The following is a 22,375-nucleotide window of genomic DNA, read 5'->3' on the forward strand; positions in this document are numbered from 1 at the left end:
CGGCGTGCGCTACAAGATCATCCGCGGAGCACTCGACACGCAGGCCGTGAAGAACCGCAAGCAGGCTCGCAGCCGCTACGGCGCGAAGATGGAGAAGAAGTAATGCCTCGCAAGGGACCCGCTCCGAAGCGCCCCGTCGTCGCAGACCCCGTCTACGGCTCGCCGGTCGTCAGCCAGCTCGTCAACAAGATCCTCGTCGACGGCAAGAAGGACCTCGCGCAGCGCATCGTCTACGAGGCGCTCGAGAACGTGGCGAACAAGTCCGGCCAGGACGCCGTCGCGGTCCTGAAGAAGGCCCTCGACAACGTGCGCCCGACCCTCGAGGTCCGGTCGCGCCGCGTCGGCGGCTCGACCTACCAGGTCCCCGTCGAGGTCAAGCCGCACCGTGCGAACACCCTGGCGCTGCGCTGGCTCACCAGCTACGCCAAGGCCCGCCGCGAGAAGACCATGACCGAGCGTCTCACCAACGAGATCCTCGACGCCTCGAACGGCCTGGGTGCCGCGGTCAAGCGCCGCGAGGACACCCACAAGATGGCCGAGTCGAACCGCGCCTTCGCCCACTACCGCTGGTAGTAGCGGATGCCTCGCTTACCGCGGCGGGCATTCGTTCGGGCCCACTACCGCTGGTAGTCGGCCGAGCGGATGCCGCGGGCCACGCGCTCGCGGCGGCCACGCGGCATCCGCTCGCCCCCACCCCTTCCCTTCCTGAACATCCGGAGGAACCCCGTGGCACTTGACGTGCTCACCGACCTGAACAAGGTCCGCAACATCGGCATCATGGCGCACATCGATGCCGGCAAGACCACCACGACCGAGCGCATCCTGTTCTACACGGGCGTCAACCACAAGATCGGCGAGACGCACGACGGCGCGTCGACCACCGACTGGATGGAGCAGGAGAAGGAGCGCGGCATCACGATCACGTCCGCCGCGGTCACCTGTTTCTGGAACAAGAACCAGATCAACATCATCGACACGCCCGGTCACGTCGACTTCACCGTCGAGGTGGAGCGCTCGCTCCGCGTGCTCGACGGCGCGGTCGCCGTCTTCGACGGCAAGGAGGGCGTGGAGCCCCAGTCCGAGACCGTGTGGCGCCAGGCCGACAAGTACGACGTCCCCCGCATCTGCTTCGTCAACAAGATGGACAAGCTCGGCGCGGACTTCTACTTCACGGTCGACACCATCGTGAAGCGCCTCGGCGCGAAGCCGCTCGTGCTGCAGCTGCCGATCGGCGCCGAGAACGACTTCGTGGGCGTCATCGACCTCATCGAGATGCGCGCCCTCGTGTGGCCCGGCGACGCCAAGGGCGACGTGACCATGGGCGCCAAGTACGAGGTCCAGGAGATCCCGGCCGACCTGAAGGACAAGGCCGACGAGTACCGCCAGCAGCTGCTCGAGACCGTCGCGGAGACCAGCGACGAGCTGCTCGAGAAGTTCTTCGGCGGCGAGGAGCTCACGGTCGCCGAGATCAAGGGCGCGATCCGCAAGCTCACCGTCAACTCCGAGATCTACCCCGTCCTGTGCGGTTCGGCGTTCAAGAACCGCGGCGTGCAGCCCATGCTCGACGCGGTCATCGACTTCCTGCCGTCGCCGCTCGACGTGCCCGCCGTCCAGGGCCACGACGTGCGCGACGAGGAGAAGATCATCGAGCGCCACGCCGACGCGACCGAGCCGTTCTCGGCGCTCGCGTTCAAGGTCGCGGTGCACCCGTTCTTCGGTCGCCTCACCTACGTCCGCGTGTACTCCGGCAAGCTCGACTCCGGCGCCCAGGTCATCAACTCGACGAAGGGCAAGAAGGAGCGCATCGGGAAGATCTTCCAGATGCACGCCAACAAGGAGAACCCGGTCGACTCGGTCACCGCGGGCAACATCTACGCCGTCATCGGCCTGAAGGACACCACCACCGGCGACACCCTGTGCGACCCGGACAACCAGGTGGTCCTCGAGTCGATGACCTTCCCGGAGCCCGTCATCGAGGTCGCCATCGAGCCGAAGACCAAGGCCGACCAGGAGAAGCTCGGCACGGCGATCCAGAAGCTCGCCGAGGAGGACCCGACCTTCCGCACCGAGCTGAACCAGGAGACCGGCCAGACGGTCATCAAGGGCATGGGCGAGCTGCACCTCGACATCCTCGTCGACCGCATGAAGCGCGAGTTCAAGGTCGAGGCGAACGTCGGCAAGCCCCAGGTGGCCTACCGCGAGACGATCCGCCGCACGGTCGAGCGCCACGACTACACCCACAAGAAGCAGACGGGTGGATCGGGCCAGTTCGCGAAGATCCAGTTCAAGCTCGAGCCGCTCGAGGTCGAGGGCGACAAGACCTACGAGTTCGAGAACGCCGTCACGGGTGGTCGCGTCCCGCGCGAGTACATCCCGTCGGTCGACGCGGGCTTCCAGGACGCGATGCAGGTCGGCATCCTCGCCGGTTACCCGATGGTGGGCGTCAAGGCGACCCTGACGGACGGTGCCGCCCACGACGTCGACTCCTCGGAGATGGCGTTCAAGATCGCCGGTTCGATGGGCTTCAAGGAGGCCGCTCGGAAGGCGAACCCCGTCCTGCTCGAGCCGCTGATGGCCGTCGAGGTCCGTACTCCCGAGGAGTACATGGGCGACGTCATCGGCGACCTGAACTCGCGCCGCGGCCAGATCCAGTCCATGGAGGACGCCGCCGGCGTGAAGGTCGTGCGTGCGCACGTCCCGCTCTCGGAGATGTTCGGCTACATCGGCGACCTGCGGTCCAAGACCTCGGGCCGCGCGGTGTACTCGATGGAGTTCGAGAGCTACGCGGAGGTCCCGAAGGCCGTGGCCGAGGAGATCGTCCAGAAGAACAAGGGCGAGTAAGCGCCCGAACGCACGGACCGACAGGTTCGCGTAACATAACAACACAACCCCAGTAGCACACCGGTCGCAATCCGGCGCCCGGTGCTGCTACACGGATCCTGAGGAGGACCCACAGTGGCTAAGGCCAAGTTCGAGCGGACCAAGCCGCACGTCAACATCGGAACGATCGGTCACGTCGACCACGGCAAGACCACGCTCACCGCAGCGATCTCCAAGGTGCTCGCCGACAAGTACCCGTCGGCCACCAACGTGCAGCGCGACTTCGCGTCGATCGACTCCGCTCCCGAGGAGCGCCAGCGCGGCATCACGATCAACATCTCGCACGTCGAGTACGAGACGCCGAAGCGCCACTACGCGCACGTCGACGCCCCGGGTCACGCCGACTACATCAAGAACATGATCACCGGTGCCGCCCAGATGGACGGCGCGATCCTCGTGGTCGCGGCCACCGACGGCCCCATGGCCCAGACGCGCGAGCACGTGCTGCTCGCCAAGCAGGTCGGCGTGCCCTACCTGCTCGTCGCGCTGAACAAGGCCGACATGGTCGACGACGAGGAGATCCTGGAGCTCGTCGAGCTCGAGGTCCGCGAGCTGCTCTCGTCGCAGGGTTTCCCCGGCGACGACGCTCCGGTCGTCCGCGTCTCGGGCCTCAAGGCTCTCGAGGGCGACGAGAAGTGGGTCAACTCGGTCCTCGAGCTCATGGAGGCCGTCGACGACTCGATCCCCGACCCCGTGCGTGACAAGGACAAGCCGTTCCTCATGCCGATCGAGGACGTCTTCACGATCACCGGTCGTGGCACGGTCGTCACGGGTCGCGCCGAGCGCGGCACGCTGAAGATCAACTCCGAGGTCGAGATCGTCGGCATCCGCCCGACGCAGAAGACCACGGTCACGGGCATCGAGATGTTCCACAAGCAGCTCGACGAGGCCTGGGCCGGCGAGAACTGCGGTCTCCTGCTCCGCGGCACCAAGCGCGAGGACGTCGAGCGCGGCCAGGTCGTCGTGGCCCCGGGCTCGGTCACCCCGCACACGAACTTCGAGGGCACTGCCTACATCCTCTCGAAGGACGAGGGCGGCCGTCACAACCCGTTCTACGCGAACTACCGTCCGCAGTTCTACTTCCGCACCACCGACGTCACCGGCGTCATCACGCTGCCCGAGGGCACCGAGATGGTCATGCCCGGCGACACCACCGACATGACGGTCGAGCTCATCCAGCCGATCGCCATGGAGGAGGGCCTCGGCTTCGCCATCCGCGAGGGTGGCCGCACCGTCGGCGCCGGTACCGTCACGAAGATCCTCAAGTAATCTCCGCGACTGCGACCTGAAGGGGTCGGGCCTCCGGGTCCGGCCCCTTCGTCGTTCCCCGGCCCGGGAGCGCGGGCCCGGCGCGGGTCGAGGGTCCGGCGCGGTTCGGCGACGTCAGATCTCGATGCCGTCGATCGTCGTCCGGAGCTCGATCGCCCCGTCGACGCTCCGGGCCACCGTGCAGGACTTCGCGATGGCGCGGGCCATGATCGCGGCGAGCTTCTCGCGATCGGCGGGATCGAGCGCGGAGAGGTCGACGACGATCTCCTCGTCGATCTCGCGGTAGCGGTTGTCGTCCTTCGAGGTCCCGTGCGCCCACACGGTCATCGCGACGTCGTCGCCCAGTCGACGGGCGGCGACCGAGTCGGCGCTCATGCCCGCGCAGCCGGCGAGGGCGAGCTTCAGGAGCTCGCCCGGCGTGAAGTGACCGGGCGCCTCGACCGGGCCGATCAGCACGGTCGAGCCGCGCTCGTTCAGGCCCTCGTACGTGCGTGGCCCGGTCCGCGTGACCGAGACGCTGCCCGGTCCGATCCGCTCGCCGACCGCGTGCGCGTGCTCCGTCATCGAGTCCTCCCTCAGGCTCACCGTGCACCGATTCCATCACGTCGGCGGATGCCGCGGCATCCGCTTGACTGAGAGGATGCGGTGAGCCTCGCGGCCGCGACACGCCCGGGTTGCACGAGAGTGCCTCGATATGGCAAACTCGTTGAGTTCAACATTTCGAACGGCGTGCCTTGCTGCGCTCCGATCGGATCACTGCCAGGCAGTGCATAGCCACCGAAGCTCCTCGGAGCCCCACGGGTCAGGCTAGGCCGCGGGCAGCAGGACACACAACCGACCACCACCATTTCGAGCATGGGTCGCGCCTGCGCGCCCATGCCCGTTTTCGCGAGTGCGACACGCCCGAGCGCGGGGGTCGGGTGGGGCTCGAAGGTCGAGCGTGTCGAGGCCACCGCGATGCGGGGTGGTTTCGACAGGCTCGATCAGCGGCCTTTGACAGAAGAACAGTGGTGCTTCACACGAAGTGGCTACGCGGCGTCCGATGCCCTCGGAAGGGGTAAGACGCCTTGACAGAGAGAGAGTCAGCAATGGCGGGACAGAAGATCCGCATTCGACTGAAGTCGTACGACCACGAGGTCATCGACACCTCGGCGCGCAAGATCGTCGACACGGTGACCCGCGCGGGCGCCACGGTCGTCGGCCCCGTGCCGCTTCCGACCGAGAAGAACGTGGTGTGCGTCATCCGTTCGCCCCACAAGTACAAGGACAGCCGCGAGCACTTCGAGATGCGCACCCACAAGCGCCTGATCGACATCGTGGACCCGACGCCCAAGGCCGTCGACTCGCTCATGCGTCTCGACCTTCCGGCCGACGTCAACATCGAGATCAAGCTCTGAGGTACGACATGTCCACCACTGCAAAGAACGTGAAGGGTCTGCTCGGCACCAAGCTCGGCATGACCCAGGTGTGGGACGAGAACAACAAGCTCATCCCGGTCACCGTCATCGAGATCGCCCCCAACGTGGTCACCCAGCTCCGCACCGAGGAGCGCGACGGCTACGCGGCCGTCCAGATCGCCGCGGGCGCCATCGACCCCCGCAAGGTCACCAAGCCCCTCACCGGTCACTTCGAGGCCGCCGGCGTCACGCCGCGCCGCAACGTGACCGAGGTGCGCACCGCCGACGCCGCGGACTACGCGCTCGGCCAGGAGCTCACCGTCGACGGCACCTTCGAGGCCGGCCAGCTGGTCGACGTCGTCGGCACGTCGAAGGGCAAGGGCTTCGCCGGTGTCATGAAGCGCCACAACTTCGCGGGCGTCTCCGCCTCGCACGGTGCCCACCGCAACCACCGCAAGCCCGGTTCGATCGGCGCGTCCTCGACCCCGAGCCGCGTCTTCAAGGGCATGCGCATGGCCGGTCGCATGGGTGGCGAGCGCGTCACCGTCCTCAACCTCCGCGTGCACGCGGTCGACGCCGAGAAGGGCCTGCTGCTCGTCAAGGGCGCCGTCCCCGGTGCGCGCGGCCGTCTCGTGTTCGTCCGCAACGCTGTGAAGGGGGCGTAGTCCATGGCTACCGCAAACTCCATCGACGTCCTCGACGTCACCGGCAAGAAGTCCGGCTCCATCGAGCTGCCCGCCGAGATCTTCGACGTGCAGACCAACGTGCCGCTGATCCACCAGGTCGTCGTCGCCCAGCTCGCCGCCGCGCGCCAGGGCACGCACAAGACCAAGACCCGCGGCGAGGTCTCCGGCGCCGGCCGCAAGCCCTTCAAGCAGAAGGGCACGGGCCGCGCCCGCCAGGGCTCGATCCGCGCGCCGCACATGACCGGCGGTGGCGTCGTCCACGGCCCGCAGCCGCGCGACTACTCGCAGCGGACCCCCAAGAAGATGATCGCCGCGGCCCTGCTCGGCGCGCTCTCCGATCGCGCTCGCGGCGGCCGCATCCACGCGGTCGAGGCGCTCGCCGGCGAGACCGCGAAGACGAGGGACGCCGTCGCGCTCCTCGCCTCGATCGCCCCGTCGAAGCACCAGCTCGTCGTGCTCGCGCGCGACGAGGAGCTCTCGGAGCGTGCGGTCCGCAACATCCCGACCGTGCACGTCCTGCCGGTCGACCAGCTCAACGCCTACGACGTGCTCGTCTCCGACGACATCGTCTTCAGCAAGGCCGCGCTCGAGGCGTTCATCGCCGCGAAGCAGGGCAAGAAGGAAGAGGTCTCCGCATGAGCGCCGCGCACAACAAGGACCCCCGCGACATCATCATCGCGCCGGTGGTCTCGGAGAAGAGCTACAACCTGATCGACGAGGGCAAGTACACGTTCATCGTGGACCCCCGCGCGAACAAGACCGAGATCAAGCTCGCCATCGAGAAGATCTTCAACGTCCAGGTCGCCTCGATCAACACCCTCAACCGTCAGGGCAAGACGCGTCGCACCCGCTTCGGCATCGGCAAGCGCAAGGACACCAAGCGCGCGATCGTCACCCTCAAGTCCGGCTCGATCGACATCTTCACGAACGTCGGCTAAGGAGCAGAGGAACTCAACCATGGCTATTCGCAAGTACAAGCCCACGACCCCGGGTCGCCGCGGTTCGTCGGTCGCCGACTTCGCCGAGATCACGCGCTCGACGCCCGAGAAGTCGCTGCTCAAGCCGCTCTCGAAGACCGGTGGTCGCAACAACCAGGGCCGCATCACGACCCGTCACATCGGTGGTGGCCACAAGCGCCAGTACCGCGTGATCGACTTCCGTCGCAACGACAAGGACGGCGTGCCCGCCAAGGTCGCGCACATCGAGTACGACCCCAACCGCACGGCGCGCATCGCGCTGCTCCACTTCGCGGACGGCACCAAGCGCTACATCCTGGCCCCGGCCAAGCTGTCGCAGGGTGACCTCGTGGAGTCGGGTCCGGCCGCCGACATCAAGCCCGGCAACAACCTTCCGCTGCGCAACATCCCGACCGGTACGGTCGTCCACGCCATCGAGCTCCGCCCCGGCGGCGGCGCGAAGATGGCCCGCTCGGCCGGCGCCTCGGTGCGCCTGGTCGCGAAGGACGGCCCCTACGCGCAGCTCCGCCTGCCGTCGGGCGAGATCCGCAACGTCGACGCGCGCTGCCGCGCGACCGTCGGCGAGGTCGGCAACGCCGAGCAGTCGAACATCAACTGGGGCAAGGCCGGCCGCAAGCGCTGGAAGGGCGTGCGCCCGACCGTCCGCGGTGTCGCGATGAACCCGATCGACCACCCGCACGGCGGTGGTGAGGGCAAGACCTCCGGTGGTCGTCACCCGGTGAGCCCGTGGGGTCAGCCCGAGGGCCGCACCCGTCGCCCCAACAAGGAGAGCGACAAGCTCATCGTCCGTCGTCGCACCGTCGGCAAGAAGCGCAAGTAGGAGTAAGAGAAGATGCCTCGCAGCCTCAAGAAGGGCCCCTTCGTCGACGAGCACCTGCTTCGCAAGGTCGCCTCGCAGAACGAAGCGGGTTCCAAGAACGTCATCAAGACGTGGTCGCGTCGCTCGATGATCGTCCCGGCCATGCTCGGCCACACGATCGCCGTGCACGACGGCCGCAAGCACATCCCGGTGTTCGTCACCGAGACCATGGTGGGTCACAAGCTCGGCGAGTTCGCGCCCACCCGCACCTTCCGTGGACACGTGAAGGACGACAAGAAGGGCCGCCGCCGCTGACGCGGTGGCGTGAAGGAGGAGAGAAATGGTGGAGTCGATCGCCCGCGTGCGTCACATCCGCGTGACCCCCATGAAGGCCCGCCGCGTCGTCAACCTGATCCGCGGCAAGCAGGCTCAGGAGGCCCTGGCCATCCTGAAGTTCGCGCCGCAGGGTGCGAGCGAGCCGGTGTACAAGCTCGTCGCCTCGGCCATCGCGAACGCTCGCGTCAAGGCCGATGCCACGAACACCTACCTGGACGAGCAGGACCTCTACGTGAAGACGGCATTCGTCGACGAGGGCACCACCCTCAAGCGATTCCAGCCGCGCGCGCAGGGTCGTGCCTTCCGCATCAACAAGCGCACGAGCCACATCACCATCGTGCTCGGCACGCCCGAGGAGGGTACGAAGTAATGGGTCAGAAGGTCAACCCGTACGGCTTCCGTCTCGGCATCACCACCGACCACGTGTCGCGGTGGTTCTCCGACTCGACGAAGCCCGGACAGCGCTACGCCGACTACCTCGCCGAGGACGTCAAGATCCGTCGCCTGCTCCAGACGTCGCTCGACCGTGCGGGCGTCTCCCGCATCGAGATCGAGCGCACCCGCGATCGCGTCCGCGTGGACATCCACACGGCCCGCCCGGGTATCGTGATCGGCCGCCGCGGCGCCGAGGCCGAGCGCATCCGCGCCGACCTCGAGAAGCTCACCGGCAAGCAGATCCAGCTCAACATCCTCGAGGTGAAGAACCCCGAGGCCGACGCCCAGCTCGTCGCGCAGGGCATCGCCGAGCAGCTCTCCGCCCGCGTGGCCTTCCGCCGCGCGATGCGCAAGGGCCTGCAGGGCGCGCAGCGCGCCGGCGCCAAGGGCGTCCGCATCCAGGTCTCGGGCCGCCTCGGCGGCGCCGAGATGAGCCGCTCGGAGTTCTACCGCGAGGGACGGGTGCCGCTGCACACGCTGCGCGCGAACATCGACTACGGCTTCTACGAGGCCAAGACCACGTTCGGCCGCATCGGCGTGAAGGTCTGGATCTACAAGGGCGACATCACCAACAAGGAGCTCGCCCGCGAGCAGGCCGCCCAGAAGCCGTCGCGTGACCGTAACGACCGTCGCCGCGGGCCCCGCGCCCAGGAGACGGCCGCAGCAGGAGTTGAGGCATAACCATGTTGATTCCCCGTCGAGTCAAGTACCGCAAGCAGCACCACCCCGGCCGTTCGGGCCAGGCCACCGGCGGCACGAAGGTCTCCTTCGGCGAGTACGGCATCCAGGCCCTGAGCCCCGCCTACGTGACGAACCGTCAGATCGAGTCCGCTCGTATCGCCATGACGCGTCACATCAAGCGTGGCGGCAAGGTGTGGATCAACATCTACCCCGACCGTCCGCTCACGAAGAAGCCCGCCGAGACCCGCATGGGTTCCGGTAAGGGTTCGCCCGAGTGGTGGGTCGCCAACGTCAAGCCGGGTCGAGTCCTCTTCGAGGTCTCGGGCGTCTCCGAGGAACTCGCTCGCGAGGCCATGACCCGTGCAATCCACAAGCTGCCCCTCAAGGCACGCATCATCAAGCGCGAGGAGGGCGACGCATAATGGCCGTCGGTTCCAAGGAGCTCGCTGTGACCGAGCTCGACACCTTCGAGGACGAGCGTCTCGTCGACGAGCTGAAGAAGGCCAAGGAGGAGCTGTTCAACCTCCGCTTCCAGTCGGCCACCGGCCAGCTCGAGAGCCACGGCCGGCTGAAGGCCGTCAAGCGCGACATCGCCCGCATCTACACGGTCATCCGTGAGCGCGAGCTCGGCATCCGTGCCACGCCCGCACCGGTCGAGGCGCCCGCAGCGCCCGCCAAGAAGACGAAGAAGGCCAAGGCCGCTGAGGCGACCGAGGCCGAGACGAAGGAGGCCTGATCATGGCTGAGACCAAGAAGGCTGCGGCCGAGGTCGCCGAGACGGCCGAGCTCGTCCGCGGCTACCGCAAGGTCCGTCGCGGCTACGTCGTCAGCGACAAGATGGACAAGACCATCGTCGTCGAGGTCGAGGACCGCGTGAAGCACCCGCTGTACGGCAAGGTCATGCGCCGTACGTCGAAGGTCAAGGCGCACGACGAGCAGAACACCGCCGGCATCGGCGACCTCGTCGTGATCTCCGAGACCCGCCCGCTCAGCGCCACCAAGCGCTGGCGCCTGGTCGAGATCGTCGAGAAGGCCAAGTAAGCCCCCGGGCTTGCTTCCCAGAAGGAGTACGAAGTGATTCAGCAGGAATCCCGGCTCAAGGTCGCCGACAACACGGGCGCCAAGGAGCTGCTCACCATCCGCGTGCTCGGCGGTTCCAGCCGCCGCTACGCGGGCCTCGGCGACGTCATCGTCGCCACCGTCAAGGACGCGATCCCGGGCGGCAACGTGAAGAAGGGCGACGTGGTCAAGGCCGTCGTCGTCCGCACCGTGAAGGAGACCCGTCGTCCGGACGGCTCCTACATCAAGTTCGACGAGAACGCCGCGGTGATCCTCAAGAACGACGGTGACCCCCGCGGCACCCGCATCTTCGGGCCGGTCGGCCGGGAGCTTCGCGACAAGAAGTTCATGAAGATCATCTCGCTGGCGCCGGAGGTGCTGTAACCATGGCCAAGATCAAGAAGGGCGACCTCGTCGAGGTCATCTCGGGCCGCAGCCAGGCTCGCGGCGGAGACCGCGGCAAGCAGGGTCGCGTCATCGAGGTCCTGGTCGACCAGAACCGCGTCGTCGTCGAGGGCGTGAACTACGTCACCAAGCACGTTCGCGTCGGCCAGACCCAGCGCGGCACCAAGACCGGCGGCATCGAGACCCACGAGGCCCCGATCCACGTGTCGAACGTCGCGATCGTCGACCCGGAGACGAAGAAGCCGACCCGCGTCGGCTTCCGTACCGAGACGGTCACCAAGGACGGCGTCGAGAAGACGGTCCGCGTCCGCTACGCCAAGAAGTCAGGTAAGGACCTCTAATGACTGACACCGCGACTGCCGCGCCGGCTGGCAAGATCCAGCCGCGCCTCAAGCAGAAGTACCAGACCGAGATCACGAAGGCGCTGACCGAGGCGAACGGGTACACCAACCCGCACCAGGTCCCCGGCCTGACGAAGATCGTCGTCAACATGGGCGTCGGCGAGGCCGCGCGCGACGGCAAGGTCATCGACGGTGCGATCGCCGATCTCACCAAGATCACCGGCCAGAAGCCGCAGGTCACGAAGGCCCGCAAGTCCATCGCGCAGTTCAAGCTGCGCGAGGGCCAGCCGATCGGTGCGCACGTCACGCTGCGCGGCGACCGGATGTGGGAGTTCCTCGACCGCCTGCTCTCGCTCGCGCTGCCCCGTATCCGCGACTTCCGCGGCCTCTCGGACCAGCAGTTCGACGGCACCGGCAACTACACCTTCGGTCTCACGGAGCAGTCCGTGTTCCACGAGATCGACCAGGACAAGATCGACCGCGTCCGCGGCATGGACATCACCGTGGTGACCACCGCCAAGACGGACGACGAGGGTCGCGCGCTGCTCAAGGCGCTCGGCTTCCCGTTCAAGACGGTCGACAACGCGTAGTAGACTCTACGAGTTTGTGCCCGATCGGGCCGGGCTCCGGAGCGATCCGCGAGCCCGGCCGGCCGGGCATCCGGGGATGTGCAACCGCACATCTCCACCACCACAGGTCAGTCCCCGTGTAACGGGTCCTGAAACCTGGTGAACGTAAGGAACCATTGTCATGACGATGACCGACCCGGTCGCTGACATGCTGACGCGCCTGCGCAACGCCAACTCCGCGCACCACGACACCGTGTCGATGCCGCACTCGAAGCTCAAGGGCCACATCGCCGAGATCCTCAAGTCCGAGGGCTACATCTCCGGCTTCGAGATCGCCGACGCGCGCGTGGGCAAGACCCTGACGCTGCAGCTCAAGTTCGGCCCCAACCGCGAGCGTTCGATCGCGGGCATCAAGCGCGTGTCGAAGCCCGGCCTCCGCGTGTACGCGAAGTCGACCGAGATCCCCAAGGTGCTCGGCGGCCTCGGCGTCGCGATCCTGTCCACTTCCAGCGGTCTGCTCACCGACCGCCAGGCCGAGAAGAAGGGCGTGGGTGGGGAAGTCCTCGCCTACGTGTGGTAGATCCATGTCACGAATCGGACGACTTCCCATCGACATCCCCGCCGGTGTCGACGTCAAGGTCGACGGCCGCGCCGTCACCGTGAAGGGCCCCAAGGGCGAGCTCGCGCTGACCGTCGCGCAGCCCATCGAGGTCAAGGTCGAGGACAACCAGGTCCTCGTCACGCGCCCCGACGACGAGCGCGAGTCGCGCTCGCTCCACGGTCTCACCCGCACCCTGATCGCCAACGACATCCTCGGCGTCACGCAGGGCTACTCCAAGGGCCTCGAGATCGTCGGCACGGGGTACCGCGTCGCGCAGAAGGGCAGCGCGGTCGAGTTCGCGCTCGGCTTCTCGCACCCGGTCACCGTCGAGCCGCCGGCCGGCATCACGCTGACCGTCGAGGGCAACAACAAGATCACCGTCTCGGGCATCTCGAAGCAGGCCGTCGGTGAGACCGCCGCCAACATCCGCAAGATCAAGAAGCCCGAGCCCTACAAGGGCAAGGGCATCCGCTACGCCGGCGAGGTCGTGCGTCGCAAGGCCGGAAAGGCTGGTAAGTAATCATGGCCGTCAAGAGCAAGTCGGCTGCGCGTTCGCGCCGCCACACCCGGCTTCGCAAGAAGATCGTCGGCACCGAGCTGCGTCCCCGTCTCGTGGTGACGCGTTCGGCCCGCCACGTCTTCGTGCAGGTCGTCGACGACAGCAAGGGTCACACCGTGGCCTCCGCCTCGACCATGGAGGCCGACCTCCGTGCGTTCGAGGGTGACAAGACCGCCAAGGCGAAGAAGGTCGGCGAGCTCGTCGCCGAGCGTGCCAAGCAGGCCGGCATCGACGCAGTCGTGTTCGACCGCGGCGGCAACAAGTACGCCGGTCGCGTCGCCGCGATCGCCGACGGAGCGCGAGAGGCAGGACTGAGCCTGTGAGCACTGCAAGCACTGAGAATCAGGGCACTGTGAAGGAGAACGACGTGGTCGCAGAGGCACCCGTCGAGACGGCAGCATCCTCGGAGCCGCCGCGCAACGAGCGCGAGGGCCGTCGTGGCGGCCGCGACCGCGGCCAGGGCCGCGACCGTCGCGACCGCGACGCCGAGAAGAGCCAGTTCCTCGAGCGCGTCGTCACCATCAACCGCGTGTCCAAGGTCGTCAAGGGCGGCCGTCGCTTCAGCTTCACGGCGCTCGTCGTCGTGGGTGACGGCAACGGTCTCGTCGGCGTCGGCTACGGCAAGGCGCGCGAGGTCCCGACCGCCATCTCGAAGGGCGTCGAGGAGGCGAAGAAGAACTTCTTCCGCGTCCCCCGCGTCGGCTCGTCGATCCCGCACCCCGTCCAGGGCGAGGCGGCCGCCGGTGTCGTGCTCCTGCGCCCGGCCGGCCCCGGTACCGGTGTCATCGCCGGTGGTCCGGTCCGCGCCGTGCTCGAGTGCGCGGGCATCCACGACGTGCTGAGCAAGTCGCTCGGTTCGTCGAACACCATCAACATCGTGCACGCCACGGTCGAGGCGCTGAAGCAGCTCGAGGAGCCCCGCGCCGTCGCCGCCCGTCGTGGTCTCGACTACGACGAGGTCGCGCCGGCCCGTCTCCTGCGTGCCGAGGCCCAGGCGGCCGAGGCCGCCGCAGCAGCGAAGGCAGGTGCCTGATGGCCAAGCAGCTCAAGGTGACCCAGATCAAGTCCAAGGTGAGCGAGAAGCAGAACCAGCGCGACACGCTGCGCAGCCTCGGTCTGAAGAAGATCGGCCAGAGCGTCGTTCGCGAGGACACCCCCCAGGTGCGCGGCTACGTGAAGACGGTCGCCCACCTCGTGACGGTTGAGGAGATCGACTAATGGCTGACGAGAAGAAGGACGTCGTCGCCGAGGAGACCCCGAAGAAGGCTCCCGCGAAGAAGGCCGCCGCGAAGCCGGCCGCCGAGAAGAAGGCTCCGGCCAAGGCCGCCGCCGCCAAGTCCGACGACGCGAAGGCCGAGAAGGCCCCCGCGAAGAAGGCTCCGGCGAAGAAGGCCCAGGCCAAGAAGGAGTCCGAGGACGTCGTGCGCGAGCCGGTCCTCAAGGTGCACCACCTGCGCCCGGCCCCCGGTGCCAAGAAGGACAAGACCCGCGTCGGACGCGGTGAGGGTTCGAAGGGCAAGACCGCCGGTCGCGGCACGAAGGGTTCGAAGGCCCGCAACAACATCCGCCCCGGCTTCGAGGGCGGCCAGCTTCCGTACCACATGCGTGCGCCGAAGCTCCGCGGCTTCAAGAACCCGTTCCGGGTCGAGTACCAGGTGGTCAACCTGGACAAGCTCGCCGAGCTCTACCCGAAGGGCGGCGACGTCACCGTCGCCGACCTCGTGGCGAAGGGTGCCGTCCGCAAGAACGAGCGCGTCAAGGTGCTCGGCAACGGCGACATCCAGGTGAAGCTCAACGTCGAGGTCGACAAGGTCTCCGGCTCCGCGGAGCAGAAGATCGTCGCCGCCGGCGGTTCGGTCAAGTAAGGCCACTGCACCACACACGGAATTCGAGCCTGTCGGGACCTCGCGTATGATTCACGGGGGTCTCGACAGGCTCGAGCCGCATTCATGCTGACTGCGGCGTCAGTAACAGGAGGACGAGTGTTCAACGCCATCGGTCGGATCTTCCGCACCCCCGACCTTCGACGGAAGATCGGGTTCACGCTGGGCATCATCGCCCTGTTCCGCCTCGGCTCGTTCATCCCGGCGCCGTTCGTGGACTTCGGCAACGTCCAGCAGTGCCTCGCCGCGAACCAGGGCGCCTCCGGCCTCTACGAGCTCGTCAACCTCTTCTCGGGCGGCGCGCTCCTCCAGCTGTCGATCTTCGCGCTGGGCATCATGCCGTACATCACGGCGTCGATCATCGTGCAGCTGCTGCGCGTGGTCATCCCCCACTTCGAGACCCTCTACAAGGAGGGCCAGGCCGGTCAGGCCAAGCTGACGCAGTACACGCGCTACCTCACGATCGCGCTCGGCGTCCTCCAGTCGACGACGCTCATCACGGTGGCCCGCTCGGGCGCGCTGTTCCCGGCGAACTCCGACCCCGCGTGCTCGCAGCTGATCACGAACGACGCCTGGTACGCGATCCTGCTCATGGTCGTCACCATGACCGCGGGCACCGGCCTCATCATGTGGCTCGGCGAGCTCGTCACCGAGCGCGGCGTCGGCAACGGCATGTCGCTGCTCATCTTCACCTCCATCGCCGCGACCTTCCCGACCTCGCTCTGGGCGATCGGCGTCGCGCGCGGCTGGGACGTGTTCGCCCTCGTGCTCGTGATCGGCCTCCTGGTGGTCGTCGCGGTCGTCTTCGTGGAGCAGTCGCAGCGCCGCGTCCCGGTCCAGTACGCCAAGCGCATGGTCGGCCGCCGCACGTACGGCGGCAACAACACGTACATCCCGATCAAGGTCAACATGGCCGGCGTCGTGCCCGTCATCTTCGCCTCGTCGCTGCTGTACCTGCCGGCGCTCATCGCGCAGTTCAACCAGCCCGCGGCGGGCGAGGAGCCGCAGCCCTGGGTCGTGTGGATCACGAACTACCTCACGCAGGGCGACCACCCGCTGTACATGCTCCTGTACTTCCTGCTCATCGTCGGCTTCACGTACTTCTACGTCGCGATCACGTTCAACCCCGACGAGGTCGCCGAGAACATGAAGAAGTACGGCGGATTCATCCCCGGCATCCGCGCAGGTCGCCCGACCGCCGAGTACCTCGACTACGTGCTGACGCGCATCACCCTGCCGGGCTCGATCTACCTCGGCCTCATCGCGCTGCTGCCGCTCGTCGCGTTCTCGTGGTTCGGCGCGAACCAGAACTTCCCGTTCGGCGGCGCCTCGATCCTCATCATCGTGGGCGTCGGCCTCGAGACCGTCAAGCAGATCGACGCCCAGCTCCAGCAGCGCCACTACGAAGGACTCCTCCGATGACGCAGACCCGCTCCGCCCGCTTCCTGATCGTCGGCCCGCAGGGCTCCGGCAAGGGCACGCAGGGCGTGCTCGTCGCCGAGGCGTTCGGGGTCCCGCAGGTGGCCACCGGCGACATCTTCCGCGAGAACGTCAAGGGCGGCACCGAGCTGGGCAAGCGCGTCCAGGCGATCATCGAGGCGGGCGACCTGGTTCCCGACGAGCTGACCAGCGAGCTGGTCCGCGACCGTCTCCAGCAGGCGGATGCCGCGGGCGGCTTCCTCCTCGACGGGTACCCCCGTAACCGCGGGCAGGTCGACGACCTGGAGGGCTTCCTCGCCGGCCGCGGCGAGTCGCTCGACGCCGTCATCGAGCTCGAGGTGCCGCGTGAGGAGTCGATCAGCCGGCTCCGTCAGCGCGCGATCGACCAGGGCCGCACGGACGACACCGAAGAGGTCATCGCCAACCGCCTCGCGATCTACGAGCGGGAGACCGCGCCGATCCTCGACGTGTACCGCGAGCACGGCCTGGTCGTGCGCATCGACGGCGTCGGCACGCTCGGCGAGGTCACGGACCGGATCTTCGCGGCGCTCGCCGAGCGCGGCCTGCAGCCGAACGGCGGCGACGCGAGCGACCGCAGCGCCGGCGCCGCGTAACCGGCGCGACCGGTGTTCGGCCGACTGAAGCTCAAGACGCCGGCCGAGCTGCGCGCCATGGTGCCCGCGGGCGCGGCGACCGCCGAGCTCCTCGCGGCGGCGCGTGAGCGGCTCGTCGTCGGGGCGACCCCGCTCGACCTGGATGCCGCCGCCGACGCGGTCATCCGCGCGCACGACGGACGCTCGAACTTCCGCCTCGTGCCGGGGTACCGCCACGCGCTCTGCGTGTCGGTCGACGACGACGTCGTGCACGGGATCCCCGGCGGACGACCGTTCCGGCCCGGCGACATCATCTCGGTCGACGGGGGTGCCGAGGTCGACGGATGGAACGGTGACGCCGCGTTCACGACGGTCCTCCCGGACCCGGCTCGCCCCGACGTCGTGCTGGCGCGCGAGCAGCTCGCGGCGGCGGCCGATCGCTCCCTCTGGGCCGGGATCGCCGCCCTGGCGTCGGCGCGCCGCCTGAACGAGGTGGGCGAGGCCATCGAGGCCGCCGTCGCGGAGTCGGGCGACTACGGCATCCTCGAGGGCTACGGCGGCCACGGCATCGGCCGCGCCATGCACGAGGACCCGTCCGTCTACAACCACGCGGTGCACGGCCGCGGACCTCGTGTGCGCCCCGGGCTCGTCGTCGCGATCGAGCCGATGATCACGTCGGGCGACCCGGCGACCTTCGTCCGCGACGACGGCTGGACCGTCGCGACCGCGGACGGCGGCGACGGCGCGCACGTCGAGCACAGCGTGGCCGTCCACGCCGACGGCATCTGGGTGCTCACCGCTCCCGACGGCGGAGCCGCCGGTCTCGCGTCCTTCGGCGTGCGGCCCGTGCCGATCCCGTGACCGGCGGCGGGCGGCATCCGCTCAGCTCGACATGAGCCCCGAGAGCTCGGCGAGCAGCCCGGCGTAGTCGGTCGCCCCGCGCACGAGGCGGCGGACGTTCTCGGGCTCGGAGAACGCCTCGACGAACTGGTCGAAGACCGCCTGGAACTCGGCGCGCCCGTCCTCGGCGAATGCGATGAGCGCCACGACGTGCACGTTCGCCTCGCCCCACTCGATCGCCCGCTCGTCGATCGCGATCGCGATCGCGCTGCGCGTCGCGGTCATCGTCATGGCGTGCGGCACGGCGAGGAGGTCGGTGAACGCGGTCGACGACATGCGCTCGCGTTCGAGCGCACCCTCGACGTACGACCCGTCGATCACGCCCGCGTCGATGAGCCGCTCGCCGAGCAGGCGGATGACCGCCTCCCGATCGCGGCCGCCGACGCCGCGCACGAACAGCTCGGGCCCGATCGTGTGGGCGAGCGTCGACGCCAGGCGCGCGCGACGCCGGCCGCGCCGGAGTCGCGCGACCTCCGCTCGCACCCGGTCGACGTCGTCGGCGGTCGGGAACGGTGCGACCGTGACGACCGCGGGCATCGGCGAGGCGGGCGCGAGCACGGCGACGACGAGATCCGCCTCCGCGGAGTCGCCGTCCACCAGGTCGGCCTCGTCGCCGAGCGCGCCGCGCAGCCGCTCGACGAGCAGCTGCCGCGCGTCGTGGTACTCCGGCACGTCGACCGCGACGCGCACCACGTCGCCGCGCGAGCGGGTGCGTTCGAGCTGCGCGCCGAGGTGCATCGCGAGGTACGCGATCTCGTCGTCGTTGACCGTGATGGCCTGGAGGCGCGCCAGCTCGCTCGCGAGGTACACCGCGAGGTCGTAGATCATCGGATAGGCGGACTTGATCGACGCGGTCAGCGGGTTGCGGGAGTAGCTCTGCTCCGCGGCGCGCGCGGCCAGGTTCTCGACGTGCAGCGCCAGCCGCTCGATGAAGCGGTCGTCGCCGAGCTCGACCAGCCAGTCCCGCGAGATGCGGGCGACGATGTCGCGCACGACCTCGTCGCGGGCGGGCCCCGTGCGCGAGGTGGCGACTCGGGTGCCGACGAGGCGGGCGAGGTGCTCGACCTCGGCGGGCGGCAGTCCGACGTCGAACGTCGCGCGGACGAGCCGGTCGAGGACGGCCGCGAGGTCCGAGCGCGCGTGCGGGTCGGCGGCGTCGGCGTCGAGGCGCACTGCGTCGCCCGGCCCCGATTCGTGCAGGCCGGCCCCGGACGGGGTCGGCGCGATCCCGGCCCCGTCCTCCTCGCCCGTCGGACCGAGCACGCGATCGCGCCCCACCCGGTCGAGCGCGATCGCCACATGCAGCAGCACGTCGTCGAGGGCGTACTCGTTGGGCGCGTAGCCGGCGGCACGCAGCTCCGAGACGAGCGCGACGCGGAAGGGCTCCATCGACGGGAAGCCGGCGCGGAGGGACGACAGGTCGCGGATGCCGCGGCGGCTCTCCTCGCGGATGAGCGAGCCGAGGAGCCGGCGCACGGCCGTCTCGGGGCCGGCGAGCCGCACCCGGCTGCCATCGCGGACGAGCGACAGGCCGGTGCCCTGCAGGCGGGCCCGCACCCGACCGAGGTCGGCCTCCACGGTCGACTCGCTGACGTGCGCCGCCTCGGCGACCTCGTGCACGTCGAGGCCGTCCGGCGAGTCGACGAGGTCCCGGATCAGCCGGGCCCGGCGGCCGTCGGGACTTCCCGCCCCGGCCGTCGACGATCGGGCGTGGAGCACCCGCGCCCACGCCGCGCGGTCGACGCGGTACCCGTCCGGCCCGGACTCGACGACGACCTCGCCCGTGCGGTTCGCCTGCGCGACGTAGGCCCGCACCGTCCGGTCGGAGACGCCGAGCCGGTCGGCGAGCCTGGCCGCCGTCACCGCCGCGTCCTCGTCGGCGAGTGCCTCGACGAGGCGCTCCCAGTTCTCCGGCACGTTCGGCTCGCTCCGATCCTCGCGGTCATCGCCCGCTCGGCGCGCACGCACGCCGGGCGGGATGCAGCCCAGTCAACCACCTGCCCCGTCGGCGGGGGAGCGGTTGCGGCGCATCTTCCGGGGGCCCGGAAGGCGATCTGTTGGCGTCGACCGCGAGCGCCGGAGCAGACTCGGGATGTTCGCGGCATCCGCCGTGACCGATCGAAGAGGACCGGGCGAGCCGGGCGAGGAGGCGGGCGATGCGGATCGTCGTGGTGTGCGGAGCCGGTGCGTCGAGCACCTTCGCCGCGCTGCGCATCCGTCGCGCCGCCGAGGCGCGCGGGATCGCCGCCGACGTCCGGGCCGCGGGGGAGCAGACGCTCGCCGACCAGGTCGAGGGCGCCGACGCACTGCTCGTCGGCGTGCACCTCGTGCCGAGGCTCGGGTCGCTCGAGCAGCTCGCGCGCGAGGCATCCGTGCCCCTGGCCGTGCTGCCCGGCGAGACCCGCACGCTCGACGGCGACGCGGCGCTCGACCTCGCGATCGCGATCGCCGGAGCCCGAGCATGAACCCGTCCACGCCGCGCAATCCCGTTCCCTGCGCGGACGCACGGGTCTATGGTGATCACGGGAACGGACACCAGCGACGGAGGCCGGAGACATGGTGGAGCGCACTGTTCGAGTCGGATCGAGTCACGGACTGCACGCCAGGCCGGCGAAGCTGTTCACCCAGGCGGCCGCTGCATCGGGGGCCAGCGTCACGATCGCGAAGTCGGGAGGTGCTCCCGTCAACGCGGCGAGCATCCTCGCCGTCATCGCGCAGGGCATCGACCACGGCGACGAGGTCACCGTGGTGGTCGACGGGGGCGACGAGCAGCGCGTGCTCGACGAGCTCGTCGAGCTGCTCAGCACCGATCACGACGAGTAGCCCGAGGCGTCCGTCGCCCATCGAACCGAACGGGGAGGGCGAGTGATGGAGTTCAGAGGCACCGGCATCGGCCAGGGCGTGGCCGTCGGGCCGGTCGTACGGATGGCCGAGCGCCTGCCGGAACCGGTGGACCGACCGAGCCACCTCGACCCGGCCCGCGAGGAGGAGCGCGCCCGCGCGTCGGTCTCCGTCGTCGCGGACGACCTGCAGCGCAAGGGCGCGCAGGCGGGCGGCGCCGCCCAGGACGTGCTCGAGGCCCAGGCCATGATGGCCGAGGACCCCACCCTCATGGACGACGTCGTGAAGCGGCTCGCCGACGGCAAGACCGCCGAGCGCGCGGTGTTCGAGGCGTTCGCCGCGTTCCGCGACCTGCTCACGTCGATGGGCGGCTACATGGGCGAGCGCGCCGCCGACCTCGACGACGTGTCGCAGCGCGTCGTCGCGCACCTGCTCAAGGTGCCGGCGCCGGGCGTGCCGAACCCCGGCCATCCGTTCGTGCTCGTCGCACGCGACCTCGCACCCGCCGACACGGCGCTCCTCGACCTGACCCAGGTCCTCGGCCTCATCACGATCGACGGCGGCCCGACCTCCCACACGGCGATCCTCGCCCGCGAGAAGTCGATCGTCGCGGTCGTCGGGGCAGCGGATGCCACGGCCCTCGCCGACGGCGACACCGTGATCGTCGACGCCGAGAACGACCTCGTCGTGCAGTCGCCCGGACCCGACGCCGTGGCCGCGGCGAAGGAGCGCATCGCCGAGCGTGCCGCACGCGCCGCCGCGCCCATCACGCCGGGCGCGCTCGCCGACGGCACGGCGGTGCCGCTCCTCGCCAACCTCGGCTCGGCCGACGGCGCCGCGGGAGCGATCGAGCTCGGCGCCGAGGGCGTCGGCCTCTTCCGCACCGAGTTCCTCTTCCTCGACGCCGACCGCGCCCCGAGCGTCAGCGAGCAGCAGGAGCAGTACACGCGGCTGCTCACGGCGTTCGCCGGGAAGAAGGTCGTGGTCCGCGTGCTCGACGCCGGGGCCGACAAGCCGCTGGCCTTCCTCAACGACGCCGTCGAGGAGAACCCGGCGCTCGGGCTCCGCGGCATCCGCGCCCTGCGCCACGCCGAGGTGATCCTGCGCGAGCAGCTGACCGCGCTCGCCGCGGCCGGTGCGGCGACGAACGCCGACCTCTGGGTCATGGCGCCCATGATCGCCACGGTCGACGAGACGCGGTACTTCGTCGACCTCTGCCGCGAGCTCGGCCTGAAGACGGCGGGGGTCATGGTCGAGACGCCGTCGGCGGCGCTCATCGCCGATCGCGTGCTCGACGTGGCGGACTTCGCATCGATCGGCACGAACGACCTCACCCAGTACACGATGGCCGCCGATCGGCTCCTCGGCACCGTCGCGAACCTGCAGGACCCGTGGGCACCGGCCGTGCTCCGGCTCGTCGCCGAGGTCGGCGCCGCGGGTGGACGGCTCGCGAAACCGGTCGGCATCTGCGGCGAGGCCGCCGCCGATCCGCTCCTCGCCGTGGTGCTCGTCGGCCTCGGCGCCACCACGCTGTCGATGTCCCCGTCGGCACTCGCAGACGTCCGCGCCTCCCTCGCGCGGTACACCCGGGAGGATGCCGAGCGCATCGCCCGGGCAGCCCTGGCCGCGGAGGGAGCGGCCGAGGCGAAGCAGGCGGCGAGACAGGCCGCCGAATCCGCACCCACCCCCACCGGCACGACCGTGCCGTGACCCAGCACTGGAGG

General features: G+C 69.3%; 31 protein-coding genes and 1 pseudogene. 30 read left to right on the top strand and 2 right to left on the bottom strand.

All coding sequences use genetic code 11. The annotated features are described in order from the left end of the window. The 4 genes and pseudogenes from ACQ393_RS15955 to tuf form a co-directional block, all read left to right on the top strand. Positions 1–103, top strand: a pseudogene (locus ACQ393_RS15955) (30S ribosomal protein S12); the annotation flags it as partial. Further along, entirely contained in the window at positions 103–573 is a 471-nt protein-coding gene (rpsG, locus tag ACQ393_RS15960) for a 30S ribosomal protein S7 (protein WP_067948599.1), read from the top strand. The pseudogene ACQ393_RS15955 and the gene rpsG, both read left to right, overlap by 1 nt. Positions 574–726: 153 nt before the next feature. Further along, positions 727–2,841, top strand: coding sequence for an elongation factor G (gene fusA, locus ACQ393_RS15965; RefSeq protein WP_430647858.1), 2,115 nt, complete (start codon positions 727–729; stop codon positions 2,839–2,841). Between the two features lie 114 nt (positions 2,842–2,955). Further along, entirely contained in the window at positions 2,956–4,149 is a 1,194-nt protein-coding gene (gene tuf / locus ACQ393_RS15970) for an elongation factor Tu (protein WP_353816087.1), read from the top strand. A 114-nt stretch (positions 4,150–4,263) separates the two neighbouring features. Here the strand turns inward: tuf and ACQ393_RS15975 are convergent, their stop codons facing one another. After that, positions 4,264–4,713, bottom strand: coding sequence for an OsmC family protein (locus ACQ393_RS15975; protein WP_430647859.1), 450 nt, complete (start codon positions 4,711–4,713; stop codon positions 4,264–4,266). Between the two features lie 524 nt (positions 4,714–5,237). Between ACQ393_RS15975 and rpsJ the strand changes: the two genes are divergently transcribed. From rpsJ to map, 23 genes are all read left to right on the top strand, one after another. Continuing rightward, positions 5,238–5,546: a 30S ribosomal protein S10 gene (gene rpsJ / locus ACQ393_RS15980; RefSeq protein WP_017201594.1), complete on the top strand. Its 309-nt coding sequence runs from the start codon at positions 5,238–5,240 to the stop codon at positions 5,544–5,546. A gap of 8 nt (positions 5,547–5,554) precedes the next feature. Further along, entirely contained in the window at positions 5,555–6,211 is a 657-nt protein-coding gene (gene rplC, locus ACQ393_RS15985) for a 50S ribosomal protein L3 (RefSeq protein ID WP_430647860.1), read from the top strand. Between the two features lie 3 nt (positions 6,212–6,214). Continuing rightward, the gene (gene rplD / locus ACQ393_RS15990; protein WP_430647861.1) at positions 6,215–6,871 is read left to right on the top strand and encodes a 50S ribosomal protein L4; all 657 of its coding nucleotides are present in this window, start codon (positions 6,215–6,217) and stop codon (positions 6,869–6,871) included. Then, the gene (gene rplW / locus ACQ393_RS15995) at positions 6,868–7,170 is read left to right on the top strand and encodes a 50S ribosomal protein L23 (protein ID WP_430647862.1); all 303 of its coding nucleotides are present in this window, start codon (positions 6,868–6,870) and stop codon (positions 7,168–7,170) included. The genes rplD and rplW overlap by 4 nt, the downstream gene beginning before the upstream one ends. Positions 7,171–7,189: 19 nt before the next feature. After that, positions 7,190–8,029, top strand: coding sequence for a 50S ribosomal protein L2 (rplB, locus tag ACQ393_RS16000; RefSeq protein ID WP_344378050.1), 840 nt, complete (start codon positions 7,190–7,192; stop codon positions 8,027–8,029). A gap of 12 nt (positions 8,030–8,041) precedes the next feature. Beyond that, complete coding sequence (gene rpsS / locus ACQ393_RS16005) at positions 8,042–8,323, top strand: 30S ribosomal protein S19 (protein WP_155052793.1); 282 nt, start codon at positions 8,042–8,044, stop codon at positions 8,321–8,323. 25 nt (positions 8,324–8,348) lie between these two features. After that, a complete protein-coding gene (gene rplV, locus ACQ393_RS16010; protein ID WP_092668524.1) occupies positions 8,349–8,714 on the top strand; it encodes a 50S ribosomal protein L22 in 366 nt (121 codons plus the stop codon). Next, the gene (gene rpsC / locus ACQ393_RS16015) at positions 8,714–9,460 is read left to right on the top strand and encodes a 30S ribosomal protein S3 (protein ID WP_155842505.1); all 747 of its coding nucleotides are present in this window, start codon (positions 8,714–8,716) and stop codon (positions 9,458–9,460) included. The genes rplV and rpsC overlap by 1 nt, the downstream gene beginning before the upstream one ends. Before the next feature lie 2 nt (positions 9,461–9,462). Next, a complete protein-coding gene (rplP, locus tag ACQ393_RS16020) occupies positions 9,463–9,882 on the top strand; it encodes a 50S ribosomal protein L16 (protein ID WP_129233336.1) in 420 nt (139 codons plus the stop codon). Then, positions 9,882–10,196: a 50S ribosomal protein L29 gene (gene rpmC / locus ACQ393_RS16025; protein ID WP_430647863.1), complete on the top strand. Its 315-nt coding sequence runs from the start codon at positions 9,882–9,884 to the stop codon at positions 10,194–10,196. Before rplP ends, rpmC begins: the two co-directional genes overlap by 1 nt. A gap of 2 nt (positions 10,197–10,198) precedes the next feature. Next, positions 10,199–10,501 carry a 30S ribosomal protein S17 gene (gene rpsQ / locus ACQ393_RS16030; protein ID WP_129233338.1) on the top strand — a complete coding sequence of 101 codons (303 nt, stop codon included), beginning with the start codon at positions 10,199–10,201 and terminating at the stop codon, positions 10,499–10,501. Between the two features lie 33 nt (positions 10,502–10,534). Beyond that, a complete protein-coding gene (rplN, locus tag ACQ393_RS16035) occupies positions 10,535–10,903 on the top strand; it encodes a 50S ribosomal protein L14 (protein ID WP_067948571.1) in 369 nt (122 codons plus the stop codon). A gap of 2 nt (positions 10,904–10,905) precedes the next feature. Beyond that, complete coding sequence (gene rplX, locus ACQ393_RS16040; protein ID WP_155052797.1) at positions 10,906–11,265, top strand: 50S ribosomal protein L24; 360 nt, start codon at positions 10,906–10,908, stop codon at positions 11,263–11,265. Next, complete coding sequence (gene rplE, locus ACQ393_RS16045; RefSeq protein ID WP_430647864.1) at positions 11,265–11,855, top strand: 50S ribosomal protein L5; 591 nt, start codon at positions 11,265–11,267, stop codon at positions 11,853–11,855. Before rplX ends, rplE begins: the two co-directional genes overlap by 1 nt. A gap of 160 nt (positions 11,856–12,015) precedes the next feature. Continuing rightward, positions 12,016–12,414: a 30S ribosomal protein S8 gene (rpsH, locus tag ACQ393_RS16050; RefSeq protein ID WP_400996200.1), complete on the top strand. Its 399-nt coding sequence runs from the start codon at positions 12,016–12,018 to the stop codon at positions 12,412–12,414. A 4-nt stretch (positions 12,415–12,418) separates the two neighbouring features. Further along, positions 12,419–12,955, top strand: coding sequence for a 50S ribosomal protein L6 (gene rplF / locus ACQ393_RS16055; RefSeq protein ID WP_155052800.1), 537 nt, complete (start codon positions 12,419–12,421; stop codon positions 12,953–12,955). Positions 12,956–12,957: 2 nt separating this feature from the next. Next, a complete protein-coding gene (gene rplR / locus ACQ393_RS16060; RefSeq protein ID WP_430647865.1) occupies positions 12,958–13,317 on the top strand; it encodes a 50S ribosomal protein L18 in 360 nt (119 codons plus the stop codon). A gap of 44 nt (positions 13,318–13,361) precedes the next feature. Continuing rightward, positions 13,362–14,027 (top strand): 30S ribosomal protein S5, encoded by a 666-nt coding sequence (gene rpsE, locus ACQ393_RS16065; RefSeq protein ID WP_430647866.1) that lies wholly within the window; start codon positions 13,362–13,364, stop codon positions 14,025–14,027. Next, positions 14,027–14,212, top strand: a complete 186-nt coding sequence (rpmD, locus tag ACQ393_RS16070; RefSeq protein WP_430647867.1) for a 50S ribosomal protein L30 — start codon at positions 14,027–14,029, stop codon at positions 14,210–14,212. Before rpsE ends, rpmD begins: the two co-directional genes overlap by 1 nt. Next, entirely contained in the window at positions 14,212–14,859 is a 648-nt protein-coding gene (gene rplO, locus ACQ393_RS16075) for a 50S ribosomal protein L15 (protein ID WP_430647868.1), read from the top strand. Before rpmD ends, rplO begins: the two co-directional genes overlap by 1 nt. Positions 14,860–14,976: 117 nt before the next feature. Beyond that, entirely contained in the window at positions 14,977–16,299 is a 1,323-nt protein-coding gene (gene secY / locus ACQ393_RS16080; protein WP_430647869.1) for a preprotein translocase subunit SecY, read from the top strand. Then, positions 16,296–16,931, top strand: coding sequence for an adenylate kinase (locus ACQ393_RS16085; RefSeq protein WP_430647870.1), 636 nt, complete (start codon positions 16,296–16,298; stop codon positions 16,929–16,931). The genes secY and ACQ393_RS16085 overlap by 4 nt, the downstream gene beginning before the upstream one ends. A 12-nt stretch (positions 16,932–16,943) precedes the next feature. Continuing rightward, entirely contained in the window at positions 16,944–17,771 is an 828-nt protein-coding gene (map, locus tag ACQ393_RS16090; protein ID WP_430647871.1) for a type I methionyl aminopeptidase, read from the top strand. A 21-nt stretch (positions 17,772–17,792) separates the two neighbouring features. Here the strand turns inward: map and ACQ393_RS16095 are convergent, their stop codons facing one another. Further along, on the bottom strand, positions 17,793–19,727 hold the full coding sequence (locus tag ACQ393_RS16095) for a BglG family transcription antiterminator (RefSeq protein WP_430647872.1): 1,935 nt from the start codon (positions 19,725–19,727) through the stop codon (positions 17,793–17,795). A gap of 239 nt (positions 19,728–19,966) precedes the next feature. Here ACQ393_RS16095 and ACQ393_RS16100 point away from each other — a divergent pair, with 239 nt between their 5' ends. The 3 genes from ACQ393_RS16100 (at position 19,967) to ptsP (ending at position 22,361) form a co-directional block, all read left to right on the top strand. Next, a complete protein-coding gene (locus ACQ393_RS16100; protein WP_430647873.1) occupies positions 19,967–20,275 on the top strand; it encodes a PTS sugar transporter subunit IIB in 309 nt (102 codons plus the stop codon). 91 nt (positions 20,276–20,366) lie between these two features. Continuing rightward, positions 20,367–20,633: an HPr family phosphocarrier protein gene (locus ACQ393_RS16105; protein ID WP_430647874.1), complete on the top strand. Its 267-nt coding sequence runs from the start codon at positions 20,367–20,369 to the stop codon at positions 20,631–20,633. A 45-nt stretch (positions 20,634–20,678) separates the two neighbouring features. Next, positions 20,679–22,361: a phosphoenolpyruvate--protein phosphotransferase gene (gene ptsP / locus ACQ393_RS16110; protein WP_430647899.1), complete on the top strand. Its 1,683-nt coding sequence runs from the start codon at positions 20,679–20,681 to the stop codon at positions 22,359–22,361. The last annotated feature ends 14 nt before the right edge of the window (positions 22,362–22,375 follow it).

The sequence above is a fragment of the Agromyces sp. GXS1127 genome, assembly GCF_050565425.1.
In the GTDB taxonomy this organism is placed as follows: Bacteria; Actinomycetota; Actinomycetes; order Actinomycetales; family Microbacteriaceae; genus Agromyces.